At 68.9% G+C, this 16,608-nt stretch carries 19 protein-coding genes; 4 read left to right on the top strand and 15 right to left on the bottom strand.

The window, feature by feature from the left end:
* Positions 1-15: 15 nt before the first annotated feature.
* The 4 genes from ACX1D1_RS08665 to ACX1D1_RS08650 form a co-directional block, all read right to left on the bottom strand.
* Positions 16-1,269, bottom strand: coding sequence for an APC family permease (locus ACX1D1_RS08665; protein ID WP_370586092.1), 1,254 nt, complete (start codon positions 1,267-1,269; stop codon positions 16-18).
* On the bottom strand, positions 1,242-1,700 hold the full coding sequence (ybeY, locus tag ACX1D1_RS08660; RefSeq protein WP_182782939.1) for an rRNA maturation RNase YbeY: 459 nt from the start codon (positions 1,698-1,700) through the stop codon (positions 1,242-1,244). The genes ACX1D1_RS08665 and ybeY overlap by 28 nt, the downstream gene beginning before the upstream one ends.
* A complete protein-coding gene (locus ACX1D1_RS08655; RefSeq protein ID WP_182782940.1) occupies positions 1,697-2,716 on the bottom strand; it encodes a PhoH family protein in 1,020 nt (339 codons plus the stop codon). The genes ybeY and ACX1D1_RS08655 overlap by 4 nt, the downstream gene beginning before the upstream one ends.
* 220 nt (positions 2,717-2,936) lie before the next feature.
* Positions 2,937-3,371: a DUF5709 domain-containing protein gene (locus ACX1D1_RS08650; RefSeq protein WP_182799665.1), complete on the bottom strand. Its 435-nt coding sequence runs from the start codon at positions 3,369-3,371 to the stop codon at positions 2,937-2,939.
* Between the two features lie 118 nt (positions 3,372-3,489).
* On the opposite strand from ACX1D1_RS08650, the gene ACX1D1_RS08645 reads away from it, so the two are divergent.
* The gene (locus tag ACX1D1_RS08645; protein ID WP_370586091.1) at positions 3,490-4,212 is read left to right on the top strand and encodes a queuosine precursor transporter; all 723 of its coding nucleotides are present in this window, start codon (positions 3,490-3,492) and stop codon (positions 4,210-4,212) included.
* On the opposite strand, the gene tgt is transcribed toward ACX1D1_RS08645, so the two are convergent.
* Genes tgt through hrcA form a run of 4 tightly spaced genes read right to left on the bottom strand, consistent with a single transcriptional unit; the run spans position 4,194 to position 8,341 of the window.
* Positions 4,194-5,417, bottom strand: a complete 1,224-nt coding sequence (gene tgt / locus ACX1D1_RS08640) for a tRNA guanosine(34) transglycosylase Tgt (RefSeq protein WP_182799664.1) — start codon at positions 5,415-5,417, stop codon at positions 4,194-4,196. The genes ACX1D1_RS08645 and tgt overlap by 19 nt on opposite strands.
* Positions 5,414-6,148: a 16S rRNA (uracil(1498)-N(3))-methyltransferase gene (locus tag ACX1D1_RS08635; protein WP_182782943.1), complete on the bottom strand. Its 735-nt coding sequence runs from the start codon at positions 6,146-6,148 to the stop codon at positions 5,414-5,416. The genes tgt and ACX1D1_RS08635 overlap by 4 nt, the downstream gene beginning before the upstream one ends.
* Complete coding sequence (gene dnaJ, locus ACX1D1_RS08630; protein WP_182782944.1) at positions 6,145-7,305, bottom strand: molecular chaperone DnaJ; 1,161 nt, start codon at positions 7,303-7,305, stop codon at positions 6,145-6,147. The genes ACX1D1_RS08635 and dnaJ overlap by 4 nt, the downstream gene beginning before the upstream one ends.
* A gap of 31 nt (positions 7,306-7,336) precedes the next feature.
* Positions 7,337-8,341: a heat-inducible transcriptional repressor HrcA gene (gene hrcA / locus ACX1D1_RS08625; protein WP_182799663.1), complete on the bottom strand. Its 1,005-nt coding sequence runs from the start codon at positions 8,339-8,341 to the stop codon at positions 7,337-7,339.
* A gap of 64 nt (positions 8,342-8,405) precedes the next feature.
* On the opposite strand from hrcA, the gene ACX1D1_RS08620 reads away from it, so the two are divergent.
* The gene (locus tag ACX1D1_RS08620) at positions 8,406-9,176 is read left to right on the top strand and encodes an MBL fold metallo-hydrolase (RefSeq protein WP_182782946.1); all 771 of its coding nucleotides are present in this window, start codon (positions 8,406-8,408) and stop codon (positions 9,174-9,176) included.
* A 13-nt stretch (positions 9,177-9,189) separates the two neighbouring features.
* Here the strand turns inward: ACX1D1_RS08620 and ACX1D1_RS08615 are convergent, their stop codons facing one another.
* Genes ACX1D1_RS08615 through ACX1D1_RS08585 form a run of 7 tightly spaced genes read right to left on the bottom strand, consistent with a single transcriptional unit; the run spans position 9,190 to position 15,360 of the window.
* Positions 9,190-9,969: an inositol monophosphatase family protein gene (locus ACX1D1_RS08615; protein WP_182782947.1), complete on the bottom strand. Its 780-nt coding sequence runs from the start codon at positions 9,967-9,969 to the stop codon at positions 9,190-9,192.
* Between the two features lie 28 nt (positions 9,970-9,997).
* On the bottom strand, positions 9,998-10,843 hold the full coding sequence (locus ACX1D1_RS08610; RefSeq protein WP_182799660.1) for a DUF3097 domain-containing protein: 846 nt from the start codon (positions 10,841-10,843) through the stop codon (positions 9,998-10,000).
* A 56-nt stretch (positions 10,844-10,899) separates the two neighbouring features.
* A complete protein-coding gene (gene hemW / locus ACX1D1_RS08605; RefSeq protein ID WP_182799659.1) occupies positions 10,900-12,090 on the bottom strand; it encodes a radical SAM family heme chaperone HemW in 1,191 nt (396 codons plus the stop codon).
* A gap of 24 nt (positions 12,091-12,114) precedes the next feature.
* Complete coding sequence (locus tag ACX1D1_RS08600; RefSeq protein WP_459054305.1) at positions 12,115-13,218, bottom strand: 1-propanol dehydrogenase PduQ; 1,104 nt, start codon at positions 13,216-13,218, stop codon at positions 12,115-12,117.
* Positions 13,215-14,573: a PocR ligand-binding domain-containing protein gene (locus ACX1D1_RS08595; RefSeq protein WP_459054304.1), complete on the bottom strand. Its 1,359-nt coding sequence runs from the start codon at positions 14,571-14,573 to the stop codon at positions 13,215-13,217. Before ACX1D1_RS08595 ends, ACX1D1_RS08600 begins: the two co-directional genes overlap by 4 nt.
* On the bottom strand, positions 14,561-15,013 hold the full coding sequence (locus tag ACX1D1_RS08590; protein WP_459054303.1) for a EutP/PduV family microcompartment system protein: 453 nt from the start codon (positions 15,011-15,013) through the stop codon (positions 14,561-14,563). The genes ACX1D1_RS08595 and ACX1D1_RS08590 overlap by 13 nt, the downstream gene beginning before the upstream one ends.
* Complete coding sequence (locus ACX1D1_RS08585) at positions 15,010-15,360, bottom strand: BMC domain-containing protein (RefSeq protein ID WP_459019959.1); 351 nt, start codon at positions 15,358-15,360, stop codon at positions 15,010-15,012. The genes ACX1D1_RS08590 and ACX1D1_RS08585 overlap by 4 nt, the downstream gene beginning before the upstream one ends.
* A gap of 179 nt (positions 15,361-15,539) precedes the next feature.
* On the opposite strand from ACX1D1_RS08585, the gene pduA reads away from it, so the two are divergent.
* Positions 15,540-15,827: a propanediol utilization microcompartment protein PduA gene (gene pduA / locus ACX1D1_RS08580; RefSeq protein ID WP_459054302.1), complete on the top strand. Its 288-nt coding sequence runs from the start codon at positions 15,540-15,542 to the stop codon at positions 15,825-15,827.
* A 1-nt stretch (position 15,828) separates the two neighbouring features.
* The gene (gene pduB, locus ACX1D1_RS08575; protein ID WP_459054301.1) at positions 15,829-16,605 is read left to right on the top strand and encodes a propanediol utilization microcompartment protein PduB; all 777 of its coding nucleotides are present in this window, start codon (positions 15,829-15,831) and stop codon (positions 16,603-16,605) included.
* Positions 16,606-16,608: the final 3 nt, after the last annotated feature.

Here is a 16,608-nt window from a genome sequence, read left to right as displayed (position 1 = left end):
CTGTGCGCCGCGAGTCTATCGCAGCCTGGACACGGTCACGAGGCGCCAGGCGGCCCCTGCGCCGAGCACCAGGAGTCCGCCGACGATCGACTGCCACGGCAGCGCCACCACCAGGATCAGGCACAGCACCGCGCCGAGGACCTGCCAGACCCGGGCATAGCGCCGCTCGGCCGGCGCCTGCGTGAAAGCGGCGGCGTTGGCGACGAAGTAGTAGAGCAGGACACCGAAGGATGAGAAGCCGATGGCTCCGCGCAGGTCTGCGACCAGCAGGATCGCGGTCAGCGCCGCGCCGATGGTCAGCTCGATCCTGTGCGGCACCAGGGTGCGGGGGTGCGTGTGGTCGAAGAACCGGGGCAGATCCCCCTCCCGCGACATCGCGAGCCACGTCCGCCCGATCCCCGACAACAGGCCCAGCAGCGCGCCGCCCACCGCCGCGACTGCGCCGACCTGCAGCGCAGCCAGCGCGACGGGGTGGCCGCCCACCAGCAGCGCCAGCGGTGCCGTGGACGCGGCGAGGGCCTCATCGCCCACGAGCAGCAGCAGGCTCACCCCGACGAGGGCGTAGAGCACGAGCACGATCAGCAGCGCCGTGACGATGGCCCGACCGATGGTGCGGCGTGGGTCGCGGACCTCTTCGCCCATGGTCGCCACCCGGGCGTAGCCGGCGAAGGCGAAGAACAGCAGGCCCGCGGATTGGAGGACGCCGTACCAGCCGGAGGCCCCACTTGGCAGGGTGACCAGGGCCCCGGTGGGGCCGGAGGATTCAGCCCACCCCAGGGCCAACGTCACGCTGAGCGAGAGGAGGGCGAGCCCGGCCAACACCAGTGCAGCCTTCGCCGTCCGGGTGACGCCGAGCAGGTTGACGCCCACCATCAGCCACACAGCTCCGATCGCCACCGGCACCCGCCACACGTCAGGGGCCAGGTAGGCGGCCATGGTCATCGCCATCGCCGCTACCGACGCCGTCTTGCCGACCACGAAGCTCCACCCGGCCAGGAAGCCGGGCCACTCCCCCAGCCGCTCACGCCCGTACAGGTAGGTGCCGCCGGCTGACGGGTACTGCGCAGCCAACTGAGCCGAGGACGTCGCGTTGAGCCACGCCACCACGGCCGCGAGCACAAGCCCGAGGAGCAGGGCGCCGCCTGCGGCGCGCGCCGCTGGAGCCCACACCGCGAAGACCCCCGCCCCCACCATGGATGCCACACCGATCGCGATGGCGTCGGTCAGGCCGAGGCTGCGCCTCAGCTGCGACCGCGGGCCTGATCCCACGCTGCGATGATCCTGTCGTTGAGTCCGAACATGAGGGCCTTCTCCTCCGGCTCGGCGTGGTCGTGGCCGAGCAGATGCAGCAGGCCGTGGATCAGCAGGTACTCGGCCTCACCGTCGACGCTGCGCCCGTTGTCCGGCGCCTGACGGGCCGTCACCTGGGGGCAGAGCACGATGTCGCCGAGCAGGCCCATCGGCGGCTCCTCGTCGTCCTCGGGTGCCCGCAGCTCGTCCATGGGGAAGCTCATCACATCGGTGGGGCCGGGCAGGTCCATGAACCGCTCGTGGTAGTCCGCCATGGTGGTCTCGTCGACGAGGAGGATCGACAACTCGGCCTGGGGGTGGATCCGCAGCTTGTCCAGCGCGAAGCGTGCCAGCTCGATGAGCCCCAGCTCATCGGCCTCGACGCCGGACTCGTTGTTGAGATCGATCACTTGGCACCCCGGTTCTCCGCGGACAGACTCTCGAACTGATCGTAGGCGGCCACGATCTTGCCCACCAGCTTGTGGCGCACGACGTCGCGGCTGGTCAGTGTGCAGAACTCGATGTCGTCGACGCCGTCGAGCACCTGCATCACCCCGCGCAGACCGCTCTTCACGCCCCCCGAGAGGTCGATCTGGGTGATGTCGCCCGTCACCACCACCTTGGACCCGAAGCCGAGCCTGGTGAGGAACATCTTCATCTGTTCCATGGACGTGTTCTGCGCCTCGTCAAGAATGATGAAGGCGTCGTTGAGGGTGCGGCCGCGCATGTAGGCGAGCGGCGCCACCTCGACGGTGCCCGAGGTGAGCAGCTTCGGCACCGAGTCGGCGTCGACCATGTCGTGAAGCGCGTCGTAGAGCGGCCGCAGATAGGGGTCGATCTTGTCGTTGAGGGTGCCGGGCAGGAATCCGAGGCGCTCCCCCGCCTCGATCGCCGGCCGGGTCAGGATGATCCGGCTCACTTCCTTGGCCTGCAGCGCCTGGACGGCCTTAGCCATGGCCAGGTACGTCTTCCCCGTGCCCGCGGGCCCGATACCGAAGACGACGGTGTGTCGGTCGATCGCGTCGACGTAGCGCTTCTGGTTGAGCGTCTTCGGCCGGACCGTCTTGCCTCGCGAGGACACGATGTTCTGGGTGAGGATCTCCGCGGCCAGCGCGTGGGGGTCGTCGGCCATCTGGATGACCCGCTCCACGGTCTCAGCGGTGAGTCCCTGCCCCGTGCGGAGAATGGTGACCAGTTCGGTGATCACCTCGGCGGCCTTGGCGACTTCGTTGGACGGGCCGGACAGGGTGATCTGAGTTCCGCGGACGTGCAGGTCCGCGTCGAGCTCGTCCTCGAGGATGCGGAGGAAGTCGTCGCGGGGGCCCAGCAGATTGACCAGGTCAATCGAGGGGGGAACCGACACGGTGCGGATGGCGTGCTGCTGGTCCAACGAGTGCGTGTTCAGGGCGTGATCCTTGTCTGACATGCGATCGGCGTGTCCCGCCGAACAGCCTTCAGTCTAGGGAACCACTGATCAATGCTGTTCTCGGTGAGGACGTGCCGGGCGGGATGAGATGGTGCCACTACAGCTGGTGCGTGTACTTGACGTCCATATCCAGATGGAGGGGTGCCAGATCGCCCGATCCGGTACACCGCAGCCAGGACATGATTGCTCAGTGGTTTCCCTGGGCGCGCCGTCGGATAGTTCAGCGCTCCAGGAGCGAGAGGTCGTCCTCGTCCTCCGAGATGATGTGCATCGCCGCCTCCTCCGCGCTGGCGGCGCCGCCCCCGAATCCGACGTCCACGCCCAGCGTGTGCTCAGTACCGCCTCCGGCCTGTACCGCCATCAGGCGACCTGCCCGGGCTGCGCCAACCTCGCGGGGCTCGCGGGTGGGGTTCCAGTCGTCTTCGGCTGGGGCAGGCTCTGGCTCCTCCTGCTTCATCCGCATCTCGAGGGTCTCACCGCGGTGCATCTCCTCAGGTGTGTTCCCGAAGCCCTGCGCTGGAGACCACTTCTCCGGGGTGACGTAGCCCTCGTCCAGGACGTCCTCTACCCCGCGGTCAATCAACGAATCGGCGGGCTGCAACTGGTCGAGCTGCTCGGACTCGTCGGGCATGTACTCCATTGCAATGTCGTCCATAAATGAATCTTGCCACCCTGCGGGACCCCCCGCGGCGTAACGCGCAGGCTCCCGGGGAACTCGCCTGGACCTCGCTGAAGGCTCCAGAGCAACGGCACCAGCGGCGTATAATGCGGCGGTGCATCAGACCCAGGACGCCCCACCATCCGGAGCCGACGTGAGGTTCGCCGAGCGTCCTCGCGGGGTGTTTGACGTTGTCGTGGCCCTGTTTGTGGCGCTGCTGCTGATCAGCAACGTCTCGGCGGTCAAGCTGATCCAGTTCGGACCGGAGTGGACCCCGTTCGGGATCCCGGTGCTGCCCCTCATCACGGACGGCGGCGCGTTCCTCTTCCCCCTCACCTACGTCCTGGGCGACGTCCTCGCCGAGGTCTACGGCCTGAAGGGCGCCCGGCGGGCCATCGTCCTCGGTTTCGCGGTGTCGATACTGGCGTCGGTCACGTTCCTCGCGGTGGGCGCCGCACCCGCGGCCGCCGAGTGGCCCAACCAGGAGGCCTTCACCGCGGTGCTGGGGTTCGTGCCGCGCATCGTCGCGGCGAGCCTGCTGGGGTACCTGGCCGGCCAGTTCCTCAACGCCTGGGTCCTGGTGGCCATGAAGCGCCGCTCCCACGACGGATCGTTGTGGGCCCGGCTGCTGGGCTCCACAGTGGTGGGAGAGGCGGCCGACACGGTCATCTTCTGCGTGGTCGCGTTCGCCGGGGTGGTGAGCGGCGCCACCCTGCTCAACTACATCGCGGTGGGCTACCTCTACAAGGTGCTGGTGGAGGCGCTCTTCCTGCCGGTGACCTACCGGGTGATAGCGATGGTGAAGAGGCGCGAGCCGAGCTACGGCCGATTGGCGTAGAACCGGCCCAGGCTCTCGTCCCGGAAGGCGTGAAAGTCCCCTGACTGCAGCGCCTCGCGCATCCGGTCCACCAGACGCACCGTGAATCTCTCGTTGTGGATCGTGGCCAGCGTGGCCGACAGCATCTCCTTGCCCTTGAACAGGTGATGCAGGTAGGCGCGGGTGTAGTGGGTGCAGGTGTAGCAGTCGCACCCGTCCTCCAGCGGTTCGAAGGATCGGCGATGCCGGGCGGTGTTGACGTTGTAGCGGCCATCGGCGGTGTAGATGGCGGCGTTGCGCGCGACACGTGAGGGGTTCACGCAGTCGAACGTGTCTGCGCCCCGCTCTACTGCGGCGAACAGGTCGTCGGGCTCGGAGATGCCCAGGAGGTGTCGAGGCTTGTCCTCCGGCAGCTCCTCCACCATCCATCCGATCGTGGTGCCCAGGTTCTCCTTCTCCAAGGCACCGCCCAGGCCGAAGCCGTCGAACGACTGCCCGTCCACGTCCAGCCCGGCGAGGTCGCGCGCGGCCCGGCGACGTAGATCCTCGTACTGCGCCCCCTGGATCACCCCGAAGAGGGCCTGGTACGGCCTGCCTTCGCGCTCGAGCGTGAGCCGCCGATGCTCCGCGAGGCAGCGCACTGCCCAGCTGTGCGTCCGCTCAACCGAGGACTCCTGGTAGGCGCGCGTGTTCATCAGCGTGGTCAGCTCGTCGAAGGCGAACATGACGTCCGCGCCGAGCTGGTGCTGAATGCGCATCGATGACTCCGGCGTGAACCGGTGCCGGGTGCCGTCGAGGTGGGACTTGAAGGTGACGCCGTCGTCGTCGACATGCGCCATCCGCGTCTTCCCCTCTGCGATGACGTCGTCGTCGGCCAGGCCGGTGGTGTCCATCGCCAGCACCTTCTTGAAGCCCGCCCCGAGGCTCATCACCTGGAACCCGCCAGAATCCGTGAAGGTGGGCCCGGGCCAGTTCATGAAGCGGCCCAGCCCGCCGGCCTCGTCGATGAGGTCCGAGCCCGGCTGCAGGTAGAGGTGGTAGGCGTTGGCCAGTACCGCCTGCGCGCCCAGGCCGGCCACCGCCTCCGGCAGCACGGACTTCACGGTGGCCTTGGTGCCCACCACTACGAAGGCCGGGGTCTGGATCTGCCCGTGTGGGGTGTGGATGACGCCCGTGCGACCCCCCGCATCCTCGAGCCGCTCGCCGACCTCGAATGAGAAGCTCACGGGCGCCTGGCCAGCACATCCAGCTGGCCGAGCGCCACGGCGGCCGCCGTCGAGGTCCTCAGGACGCCGTCGCTGATGGTGACCAGCTGCGCGCCGGCCGCCACGAACCGGTCGAGTTCCTCGGGCGCGATGCCGCCCTCGGGCCCGACGATCACCAGGCCGGTGCCCTCCTCGGGGAGTTCGACGTCTGCGATGTGCTGGGACGCGTCCTCCTGCAGGACCAGCGCCACGTCAACGCCGGCGATGGCGCCCACGACGTCCGCAGTGGACACCGCCAACACCTCGGGCACGAACATCCGCCGTGATTGCTTGGCCGCCTCGCGGGCCGTGGCTCGCCACTTGTCCAGCGACTTGTCCGCCCGATCGCCCTGCCAGCGCACGATGGAGCGGGCGGACTGCCACGCCAGGATCTCGCGGGCGCCCAGCTCCGTGGCCATCTGCACCGCGAGGTCGCTGCGGTCCCCCTTGGCCAGTGCCTGCACCACGCCCCAGACGAGCGACGGCGAAGGGGCCGCGATGACCTCGAGGATCCTGGCCACCAGTTGGCGCCGGTCCGCCTCGATCACCTCGGCCCGAACCCCGATCCCGCGGCCGTCGGACAGCAGGACGTTCTCCCCCACCGCGACGCGCTTGACCGCGACGGCGTGGTGAGCCTCATCCCCCGTCACGACGACCAGCTCACCTGGTGACAGGTCGCCCGTGAACTCGGCGAGGAAGAGGGGGTCGGTCACGAGAACCACTCGGAGAGCTTGCCGAACACTCCCTTGTGCCCCTTCGCCGCGATGGCCTCCGGGACCGATTCGTCGCGCTCCTCAGCGAGGAGGCGCAGCAGCTCGCGCTGCCGGTCATCGAGCTTGGTGGGGGTCTGGACCAGCAGTGTGACGCCCAGGTCCCCGCGGCCGCCGCCGCGCAGTCTCGGAACCCCGCGCCCCTTGATCCCGATCCGGGTGCCCGCCTGCGTCCCGGCCGGGACCTCGACGGACACGGTGCGGTCCTCTACCGCGGACTGGTCCCAGTCGGCCTCGAGAGTCGCGACGTCCACCGTGGTCCCCAGCGCGGCCGCGGTCATCGGGAGCCTGACCACCACCTCCAGGTTGTCGCCCTCGCGGCGGAACGTCTCGTGGGGCAGCACGGACAGCTCCACGTAGAGGTCTCCGGCAGGTCCGCCGCCCGGGCCCACCTCGCCCTGCCCCTCCAGGTGGATGCGGATGCCCGTGGACACGCCGGCGGGAATCCGGACCTGCAGCGTCCGCGTGGTGCGCACCCGTCCCTCGCCGGAGCACTCACCGCACGGACGCGGGATGACCGTGCCGTATCCGCGGCAGGTGGGGCAGGCCTGGGCGGTGCGGATGTCGCCGAGGAAGCTGCGCTGGATCTGGCTGACCTCGCCCGCGCCGTCGCACGTGGTGCAGGTCACCGGCTCCGAGCCGGGCTCGCCGCCCGCGCCGCTGCACTTGGGGCACACCACGGCGGTGTCCACCTTGAGAGGCTTCGTCACGCCGAAGACCGCCTCGTGCAGTTGGAGGGAAACCCTCACCAGCGCGTCCTGGCCTTGACGGACGCGGGATCGGGGGCCACGCCCTCCTGCCGCGCCGAACATGGCGTCGACCAGATTGGAGAAGTCGAACCCCCCGGCGAACCCACCGCCGAAGCCGGAGAAGCCGGCGCCCTGGCTCATGGGGTCGCCGCCCCGGTCGAACACGGCGCGCTTGTTGGGGTCGCTCAGGACCTCGTAGGCCTCGTTGAGTTCCTTGAATTTCTCGGCGGCGCCCTCTTCCTGGGCGACGTCGGGGTGCACCTTCATGGCGCGGCGGCGGTAGGCCTTCTTGATGGCCTCGGGGGTTGCGTCCCGCTCGACGCCAAGGATGTCGTAGTAGTCCTTGCTCATATCTTCTTGCTTCAGCCTTCGGGTGGGGGATCTAGCCTTCGTTGAGGAATCTGCTCACGTACCGCGACACTGCTCGCACCGCGGAGATGTGGGACGCGTAGTCCATGCGGGTGGGTCCGACGACGCCGAGGCTGGCAGTGCGCTCCACACCGTAGCCGGACGCGATGAGGCTGCTGCCCCGGAATCCCTCGGCGGTGTTCTCTTCGCCGATGCGTACCGTCACGTCGTCGCCCGCCGCCTCGCCCAGGAGTCGCATGAGCACCACCTGCTCCTCCAGCGCCTCCAGCAGTGGGCGCAGGTTGGTCTCGAACGCCTGGCTTGAGGCGAGGTTGGGCAGCCCGGCCACCACAACGTGCGCGGCCGGCTCGGCGGCGATGGCCTCCAGGACCGCGGCGACCACCGGGCCCGCGAACGGCCTGTCATCGGGTGCGACTCCCTCCAGCATGGCGGCCAGAGCCCCGGCCGCATCCGCAGGCGTCCGTCCGACAATGGCCTCGGCGATCCGGTTCCGCAACGCCTGCAGCCGGCCCTCGTCCGTGAGCGGAGTCTCCAACATGGTCTGATCAACGCGCCCCGAGGATTGGACCACGATGACCATCAGGCGCTCGGGCGTCAGGAGCAGCAGCTCGACGTGGCGCACCTGGGTGCGCTGCGCCACCGGATACTGCACGATGGCCACCTGGCGGGTCAGCTGGGCCAGCAGCCGGACGGTGCGCATGACCAGATCGTCGACGTCGGCGGTGCCGTTGAGATAGGTGGTGATGGCGCTGCGCTCAGCGGGCGACAGCGGCTTGATGTGGGCGAGCCTGTCCACGAAGAGCCGATAGCCCTTGTCGGTGGGGATGCGGCCGGCGCTGGTGTGGGGCTGCATGATGTAGCCCTCCTCCTCCAGCACGGCCATGTCGTTGCGGACCGTGGCGGCGGAGACGTCCAGCTTGTGGCGTTCAACCAGCGCCTTGGAGCCGACCGGCTCGCGGCTGGCCACATAGTCGGTCACGATGGCCTTCAACACGTCCAGTTTGCGGTCGTCGAGCATGTCACCTCCCAGCTGGCACTCATAGACGGCGAGTGCCAGTGTAGCTGCATCTATGCTGGCTGCCATGACGCTGATCTGGACCCCCGTGACTCCCCGCGTGTACGTGACCACGCTCGATCAGCACCGGGTCAACGTGGGACTCATCGTCGGTGATGACGCGGCACTCCTCATCGATGCCGGTAACACAGCCGCCGAGGGCGCCGAGCTGCTGGCCTCGGCCACCGCGCTGGCGGGTGTCCCGGTGACGCATGTGGCGCTGACGCACGGCCACCACGATCACGTCGGCGGCCTCCCAGGCATGTCGGGTGTCCAGGTGGTCGCGCACGAGGACCTGGACGACCCCGGGGTGACACGGAGGTTCTCGATGGCCCTGGCGCTGCACCTCGGCGGACAACGGGTGGAGCTGCTGCACTTCGGCGAGGCGCACACCCGCGCGGACATCGTGGCGTTCGTCCCGGAGGCGAACGTGGTGTTCGTCGGGGATCTCCTGGAGGAGGGCGCGGACCCGCAGATCGACGAGTCCACCTCGCTTGCCAACTGGCCCACCGTCCTCGACGGCGTACTCGGCGCCAGCAGCTCCCTCACCAGGTTCGTTCCCGGCCACGGGGCGGTGGTGGACCGTGAGTTCGCGTTCGTGCAGAGGGCGGAGATCGCGATGCTCTACAGCTCGTGCGAGATGCTCATCCAGCAGGGTGTGCGGGCGGAGGAGGCGGCCACCGCCGTCGAGTGGCCCTTCGGCCCGGAGACTCTTGCCCTCGCCCTGCCCAAGGCCTACGCCGAGTTGGCGGCCAAGGGTGTGGAGCCGAAACGGCAGCTGCCCATCCTCAACCTGTGATCTGATCCTGTGGTCAGCTCTGGTGAACGGGCCACGTCTCCAGAGCGGTCTGCCAGGTGTCGGCATCCCGCGCCACGATCAGCCCCCCGCTCCGTGTCTGGAGGCCGTAGTCCACGCCGTCGACCGTTCTGCTCACGCCCCCGGACTCGGTGACCATGAGCGACCCCGCGAGATGGTCCCACGGGTGCAGGGTGGAGTACACGAGGAAGTCCACGTCACCATGCAGCACCATCGGGTAGTCGAATGCGCAACACCAGGCGCTCCGGGTGACGGGGCTGAGGCGTCCAGCTGCCGTGAACCCGTGCAGAGCACGTTTGGCCGTCGCCCCTAGTGGGAGGCGCCCGTTGGGGGTCCGCGCGATGGGGGCGCCGTTGAGCGCGGCGCCTGCGCCGTGCTCGGCCACGTAGGCGCGGCCGGTCTGCGGCTGATAGATCCAGCCACGGGTGGTGACCCCGTTGCGCACCTCCGCCAGCATCACGCCGTACTCGTCGCGTCCTGAGACGAAGTTGCGCGTGCCGTCGATGGGATCGATGAGGAACGCGTGCTCTGCCCCGTGGACACCGTCGAGCAGGCTCGGGTCGGCGAACACGCCCTCCTCTCCGACGATGACTGCCGATGGGTAGACGCCACGGAGGAGCCCACTCAGATACACCTCAGCTTCGCGGTCCGCCACGGTGACGAAGTCTCCGGGATTTTTCTCCTCGACGTCACCGGCGGCCAGCTGCCGGAAGCGCGGAACCACCACCTCTGAGGCCGTTTCCTTCAGCAGGTCCAGGATGCCTTGGGTGTCCATGCGACTCACCCTATCGGCGTGTGGGCGATCACTCGTCTTCGAGATGGTCCTGGGTGACGAAGTCGATGAGAGTCTCCACCTTGGTGAGCAGCTGGGGCTCCAGGTCGCGCCAGGAGGCCACCCGCGCGAGGATGGCCTGCCAGCCGCGCGACACGTCGGCCTGATCCTCGTGTGGCAGCCCCATCGCCTTCAGGGTGCCCTTCTTGAAGTCCACATCCCTGGGCACCTGGGGCCAGGACTTCAACCCGACGCGCTGGGGCCGGACCGCCTGCCAGATGTCGATGAACTCGTGCCCCTCGACCAGCACCGTGTCGCGGTAGCCGGCCGTGTAGACCTGCTTCGCGATCCGGGATTCCTTGCTGCCCGGCACGAGATGGTCGACGAGGATGCCGAGCCGCCGCCCCGGCTCGGGAGCGAATTCAGCAACAATCCCGGGGAGATCGTCGATGCCCCCCAGGAACTCGACGACGACGCCGACGTGACGCAGATCCTCGCCCCAGACCTTCTCGATCAGCTCGGCGTCATGCCGGCCCTCGACGTAGATCCGGCTGGGCAGCGCAACCCGGGCCTTCGTCGGCCCTGTGGAGGATCGGGATCCTGAGGCCGTGTACTTGGGGCCGGCCGGGGCGCCCCGCAGAGGGGGGCGCAGCGCCACCGGCTGCCCCTCGAGGAGGAAGCCCGGGCCGAAGGGCGCGGCGCGGCGCTTGCCCCGCCGGTCCTCGAGCAGCACCACGGCGTTCTCCCAGCCGACGACGGCGCCGCAGAAGTCGTCGAACTCCACCACAAGGTCCAACTCGACGGGCACGTCACGCGTCTGCTTGAGATGCGCCTTCTGCCATCCGGGGGTGAGCACGTCTCGTGAGTAGCGATCCACGGGGTGCGACGCTATCAGCGCCGCATGCCCTTCTGCTTCAACGACACCCGCTCGCGTCAGTCCAGCAGGTCTCGGACCACGCCGTCGGCCAGGAGCCGGCCCTCACGGGTGAGCTTCAGGCGGTCGTCGTGCACCACAGCCAGCCCACGGGAGGCGATGTCGGGGATCCGCCCCCGCTCCGAGGGGGTCAGGACGTCCAGGGGGACGCCGTCGGCCAGGCGCAGCTCGAGCAGCACCCGCTCAACGTGGCGTTCCTTGTCCCCCAGGATCTCGCGGGCCAGCGCCGGTGACTCGCCGGCGGCCAGGGCCGCGGCGTAGCTGCGGGGGTGCTTGCGGTTCCAGAATCGGACTCCGCCGATGTGCGAATGGGCCCCGGGGCCCACCCCCCACCAGTCGGCTCCCCTCCAGTAGGCGAGGTTGTGCCGGCACTCTCCGCCCGGACGGGCCCAGTTGCTCACCTCGTAGTTGGCGAGCCCGAGCGCGCCCAGGGTCTCGTCGGCGAGGAGGTACTTGTCTGCGAGGTCGTCCTCGTCGGGCATCGGCAGCTCTCCGCGGCGCACCTGCGCGGCGAGCCTGGTGCCCTCCTCGACGATCAGCGAGTAGGCACTCACATGGTCCACGGGGGCGGAGGTCACCGCGTCGAGGCTGGCGCGCCAGTCGTCGAGGGACTCCCCCGGCGTGCCGTAGATGAGGTCCAGGCTCACGTGCTCGAACCCGGCCTCCCTCGCCCACCGCGCCGCCTCCAGGCCGCGGCGGGGGGTGTGCTGACGCTCAAGGACGCGCAGCACATGCGGCACCACCGACTGCAGGCCGAGCGAGAGGCGGGTGAATCCTTCCGCGCGGAGCGTGTCCAGATAGTCCGGGGTGAGTGTCTCGGGGTTCGCCTCGGTGGTCACCTCCGCGTCGGGCTCCAGTTCGAAGCGCTCCCCGACGGCGCGCAGCAGCCCGGCGAGGCCCTCGGCTGGCAGCATGGTGGGGGTCCCGCCCCCGAAGAACACCGTCTGCACGCGGCGGCTCCCCAGGATGCGGGCCGCGAGGTCCAGCTCAGCCACCGCCGCGCCCACATAGGTGTCGGGCGACAGGTCGCCGAGCTCGCTGGGTGTGTAGGTGTTGAAGTCGCAGTAACCGCAGCGCACCCTGCAGAAGGGCACGTGGACATAGAGCGACAGCGGGCGGCCGGGATCCAGGGCGGACGCGGGGAGGGAGCCGTCGCGGGGGGCCGGGTCGCCGTCGGGGAGTTGTGCCACCCCGCCAGCCTACGGCGCGACGGCTCAGCCGAGCTTCCGCAGCAGAAGCACCAGATCCTCGCGGGTGGGTTGCGCCGGGTTGGACGGGGTGCAGCCGTCCTCCAACGCCGAGGACGCCATCTGGTCGATCGCGGCCCGGAACTCGTCCTGCGCCACCCCTGCCTCGACGATCAGCTCAGGGATGCCCAGCTGCTGGTTGAGGCGGCGGACGCCCGCCACCAGGGAGGGCACCGCCGCCGAGCCGGTGGCCGACGGGGTCACGAGCCGGCCAAGACGGGCATAGCGGGCTGCGGCGAGCGTGCTGCGCTCCGCGTTGAACGCGATGACGTGCGGCAGGAGCATCGCGTTGAGCCGGCCATGGGCCACCGGGAAGTGACCGCCGAGGGCGTGCGCGAGGCTGTGGGTGATCCCCAGCCCCACATTGTCGAAGGCCATCGCCGCCAGACAGGACGCGTTGTGCATGTGACCGCGGGCGTCGCGGTCCTCACCGTGGGTGTAGCAGCGCACGAGGTGAGCGAAGACCAGTTCCACCGCCTTTTCCGCCAGGGCGTCGGAGAAGTCGCAGGCACCCGTCGACACGTACGCCTCGACGGCGTGGGTGAGGACGTCCATGCCGGAGTCGGCGGTGATCCGAGGAGGCACACCGATGACCGCCTCCGGGTCCAGGATGGCGAGCTTCGCCACCATGTCCGGGGAGACGAGCGGGATCTTGGTGTGGGTGCGTTCGTCGGTCAGCACGGCGAAGGACGTGACCTCGGACCCCGAACCGCTCGTTGTGGGGATGGCGATCAGACCCTCGGTGGCGCCGAAGCCGGAGTCCAGCGCCGCCTTGTGCATGGCCTTGGCCGCGTCCATCACCGAGCCACCGCCGTAGGCGACCACGACGTCGGGCCGCGCCTCCAGGTACACCGCCACCCCCTTGCTGATGGTGGCGATGGTGGGGTTGGGCACCACGTCGATGAACCTGGTCACCCGCTTCCCCAACCGCTCCAGAACCCGCGCGAAGACCGGTGTGGTGGAGAGGAACTCGTCGGTGACGAGGAAGACCCGCCGAGACGCGAAGTCGTCGAGCGCGGTGAGCGCGTCCGGCCCCATCCGGACGTGCGTGCCCAGCCGGAACTCCCTCATGGCTGGCCCTTCTGCGCGTGCTCCTGGCGGTACTGACTCGGCGTCACGCCGACGAGCTTCTTGAACGTGCGGGAGAAGTAGTTGGCGGGCTGGAACTCCAGCTCGGTGGCGATCCTCAGCACCGGCTTGGTGGTGTGGATCAGCATGAACTTGGCCCGCTCGAGGCGCTTGCCGGTGACGTAGTTGATGAAGCTCTGGCCCGTCTTGTCCTTGAATCGTCGGGCGAAGTGGGACTCGGACCACATGAGGTACTCGGCCGCCTTGGCGGAGGTGAGGAAGCTGGTGGGGTCCTTCTCGACCTCGTTGAGCAGGGTGGCGATCGTGCGCTCCCTGGGCAGCAGGTCCGGCTCCACCAGGTTGTGCAGCAGGATGATCAGCTTCTCGCAGTACACCTGGCACTCGTAGCGGTTGAGGTCCGGTCGGCGCTTGTTGCGGTTGCGGATCACCACCTGGGAGATGTCGCGGCCGTGGTGCACGCCCTCGCTCGACGCCAACCCGATGAGCAGGTCCTCGAACTCCGCCAGCTTCGAGGCCTGGATCTTCTGGCTCCACCGGGGCAGCAGCCGGTCGAGATACAGACCGAGCAGCTCCAGGTTGGCGGCGACGTTGGCGTCGTGGAGATTCGCCGCGACCCTGCTCGCGTCGAGCTCGGCTGACGGGGGCTGAGGGTCGGACTGGATCGGTACCAGCGGCAGCGCCTTGGACTTGCCGAGCAGGAGCGGCGCCAGCACCTGGTTCTGCGGCGAGGCCGCCACTGCGATGGGCTGAAGCCGCCCCAGGTAGGGCCCGGTCGCAGCCGGGAGGTGGTAGCTGGTGCCGCGCCGAGTCAGAGAGTCGTTGGCCAGCCGCACGATGGCGTCGGCGGCCGACTCGAGCTTCGAGAGCTCAACGACCTTCACCTGGTCGAGCAGGTCGGCCACCGGCCCCGCGTCGGTGAGCGAATCCGTGCTGCCGAGGATCTTGCCCAGCGATTCCTGCCCCTTCGTCAGGAGAACCTGACCGGCAAGGATGGCGCCGAGGTAGTGCTGGCCCATCACGATGGACACCGAGAAGTCGACGAGGCCCGCGTGACATCGGTACAGGAACGGCTTTCCCTCCAGCGCGGACTGGAACCCGCCGTGCGCGTCGCAGGAGAAGCAGCGGCGCCGGATCTCCGGATCCTGGCGGAGGAACTGGCAGAGGGCGCTGAACTCGGAGGCGCGCGTCACGGGCGTGCCCATGGAGTCCACCGTGATCATCGCGAGGCCGGTCTCCACCGCGAAGTCGTCCTGGATGCGCTGGAGCTGCTCCAGGTCGATCAGCGTGCGCAGGTCCAGGCCCGCGAGGCGGTCGTCGCGCACCTCTACGACGGACACAGCACCTCCCGGACGGCATCGAACCCCGCGCCGCTGACGGAATCGACGGGCAGGACGGGCGCGGCGCCCGCGTCGCGCAGGAGCGCGCTGGCCGCGGCGACCTCCTCGACGGTGGCCAGGTCGGTCTTGGTGACCACGCCGATGACGTCACGGTTGAACGAGGTGGCGAACCCGGGGGGGATCCGCGCGCCGCCCGTGGTGGGATCCACCATCAGCACGACGAGATCCACGTCGAAGGCCACCACCTGGAGCGCGCTCCGGAGGCGGCCGTGCTGCAGGAACTCCCCAGGGGTGTCGACGATGCCGTCGAAGGCCTCGATCGCCTGCGTCTTGACGTACTCGATGTCCTCGTCGCGGAGCCGCTGCCGGAAGGTCGTCTTGCCGGATCCGACACTGCCGACCAGCAGGATCGACGGACACTCCACGCTGGCCGCCGTCATGTCCGCGTCACCGGCGCCGGAGTGAAACCGAGCACCGACTCCAAGGTGTCCACCACACCGCGTAGGGCGGCCTCGACGTCGCCCAACCGGCCGACGATGAGGAGCGACCCCGAGAACCGGTCGACGAAGGCCAACTCCACGCCGGCCGACTTCGTGGCCACGTCAGCCGCGATCACGGCTGCCTCCCCCGGCGTGATGGTGAGGACGCCGACGGCCCCCCGACTCTTCGACGTCAACCCGATCTTGGCGTAGAGATGTTCGTCGGGGTTGGCGATGACGTGGGCGAGCGTGACCTGCTTGCCCGGCACGAATTCCTGAATGATGCGCTGCTTGTCCTGCACGTCCATGAACCACCTCGTTCCACTGTGCGAGCACCACACTAACCCGGCCCCCAGGATCCTCAATGGCTGGGGCGAGCCTGAGCAGGAATGTGTAACAAGTGGCCGACTCCGTGTACCGGAAGCCTGCCTATCGTGACCAGCGAGGTGACCAGAGTCGGCCACTTTCGAAACGACGAAGGAGTCGAGTGATGCAAGAAGCACTAGGCATGGTCGAGACCAAGGGATTCGTGGCGGCCGTAGAAGCGGCTGACGCGATGGTGAAGTCGGCCAACGTCCAACTCATCGGCAGCGAGAAGATCGGCGCGGGTTTCGTGACCGTCTTCGTCCGAGGCGATGTCGGGGCCGTGAAGGCGGCAGCGGACGCTGGCGCGGCGGCCGCCAGCAAGGTCGGCGAGCTGGTGAGCGTGCATGTGATCCCGCGCCCGCACACCGACGTCGAGAAGATCCTCCCCGGATACGCGAAGCAGGCCTGACATGTCGGATGAAATGATCAACAAGGTCATGGCTGAGGTCATGAAGAAGATGGGCGACAACGCCCCCACCCCGGCCGCCGCCGCGCGGCCCGCAGCCACCGAGTTCGTCGGCACCAACGCCCTGGGTGACACCATCGGCCTGGTCATCGCCAACGTGGACCCCCAGCTGCACCAGATGATGAACCTGGACCCGAAGTACCGCTCCATCGGCATCGTCGGAGCACGCACCGGCGCCGGGCCCCACATCTTCGCCGCCGACGAGGCCGTCAAGGCCACCAACTGCGAGGTCCTCACCATCGAGCTCCCCCGCGACACCAAGGGCGGCGCCGGCCACGGCTCCCTCATCGTGTTCGGTGCCGAGGATGTCTCCGACGCCCGCCGCGCCGTCGAGGTGACGCTGTCCGAGCTGGACCGGACCTTCGGCGACGTGTACGGCAACGAAGCCGGCCACCTCGAGTTCCAGTACACCGCGCGTGCTTCCCATGCTCTGGCGAAGGCGTTCAACGCCCCCATCGGCAAGGCGTTCGGGATCACCGTCGGAGCCCCGGCCGCCATCGGCGTCGTGCTCGCCGACACCGCCGTGAAGGCCTCGACCATCGAGGTGGTGGGCTACGCCAGCCCCGCCGCCGGTACCAGCTACTCCAACGAGGTCATCTCCTTCTTCAGCGGTGACTCCGGCGCGGTCCGGCAGGCCATCGTCGCCGCACGCGAGGTCGGGCGCGCCCTGCTCGGCTCGCTCGGCACCTACCCCGAGTCCTCGACGACTCCCTACATCTGAAGG

It is taken from the genome of Tessaracoccus luoxuelianae, from assembly GCF_054483915.1.
Note: the sequence above shows the minus strand (reverse complement) of the source record. Positions and strands in the feature narration are given on the sequence as shown.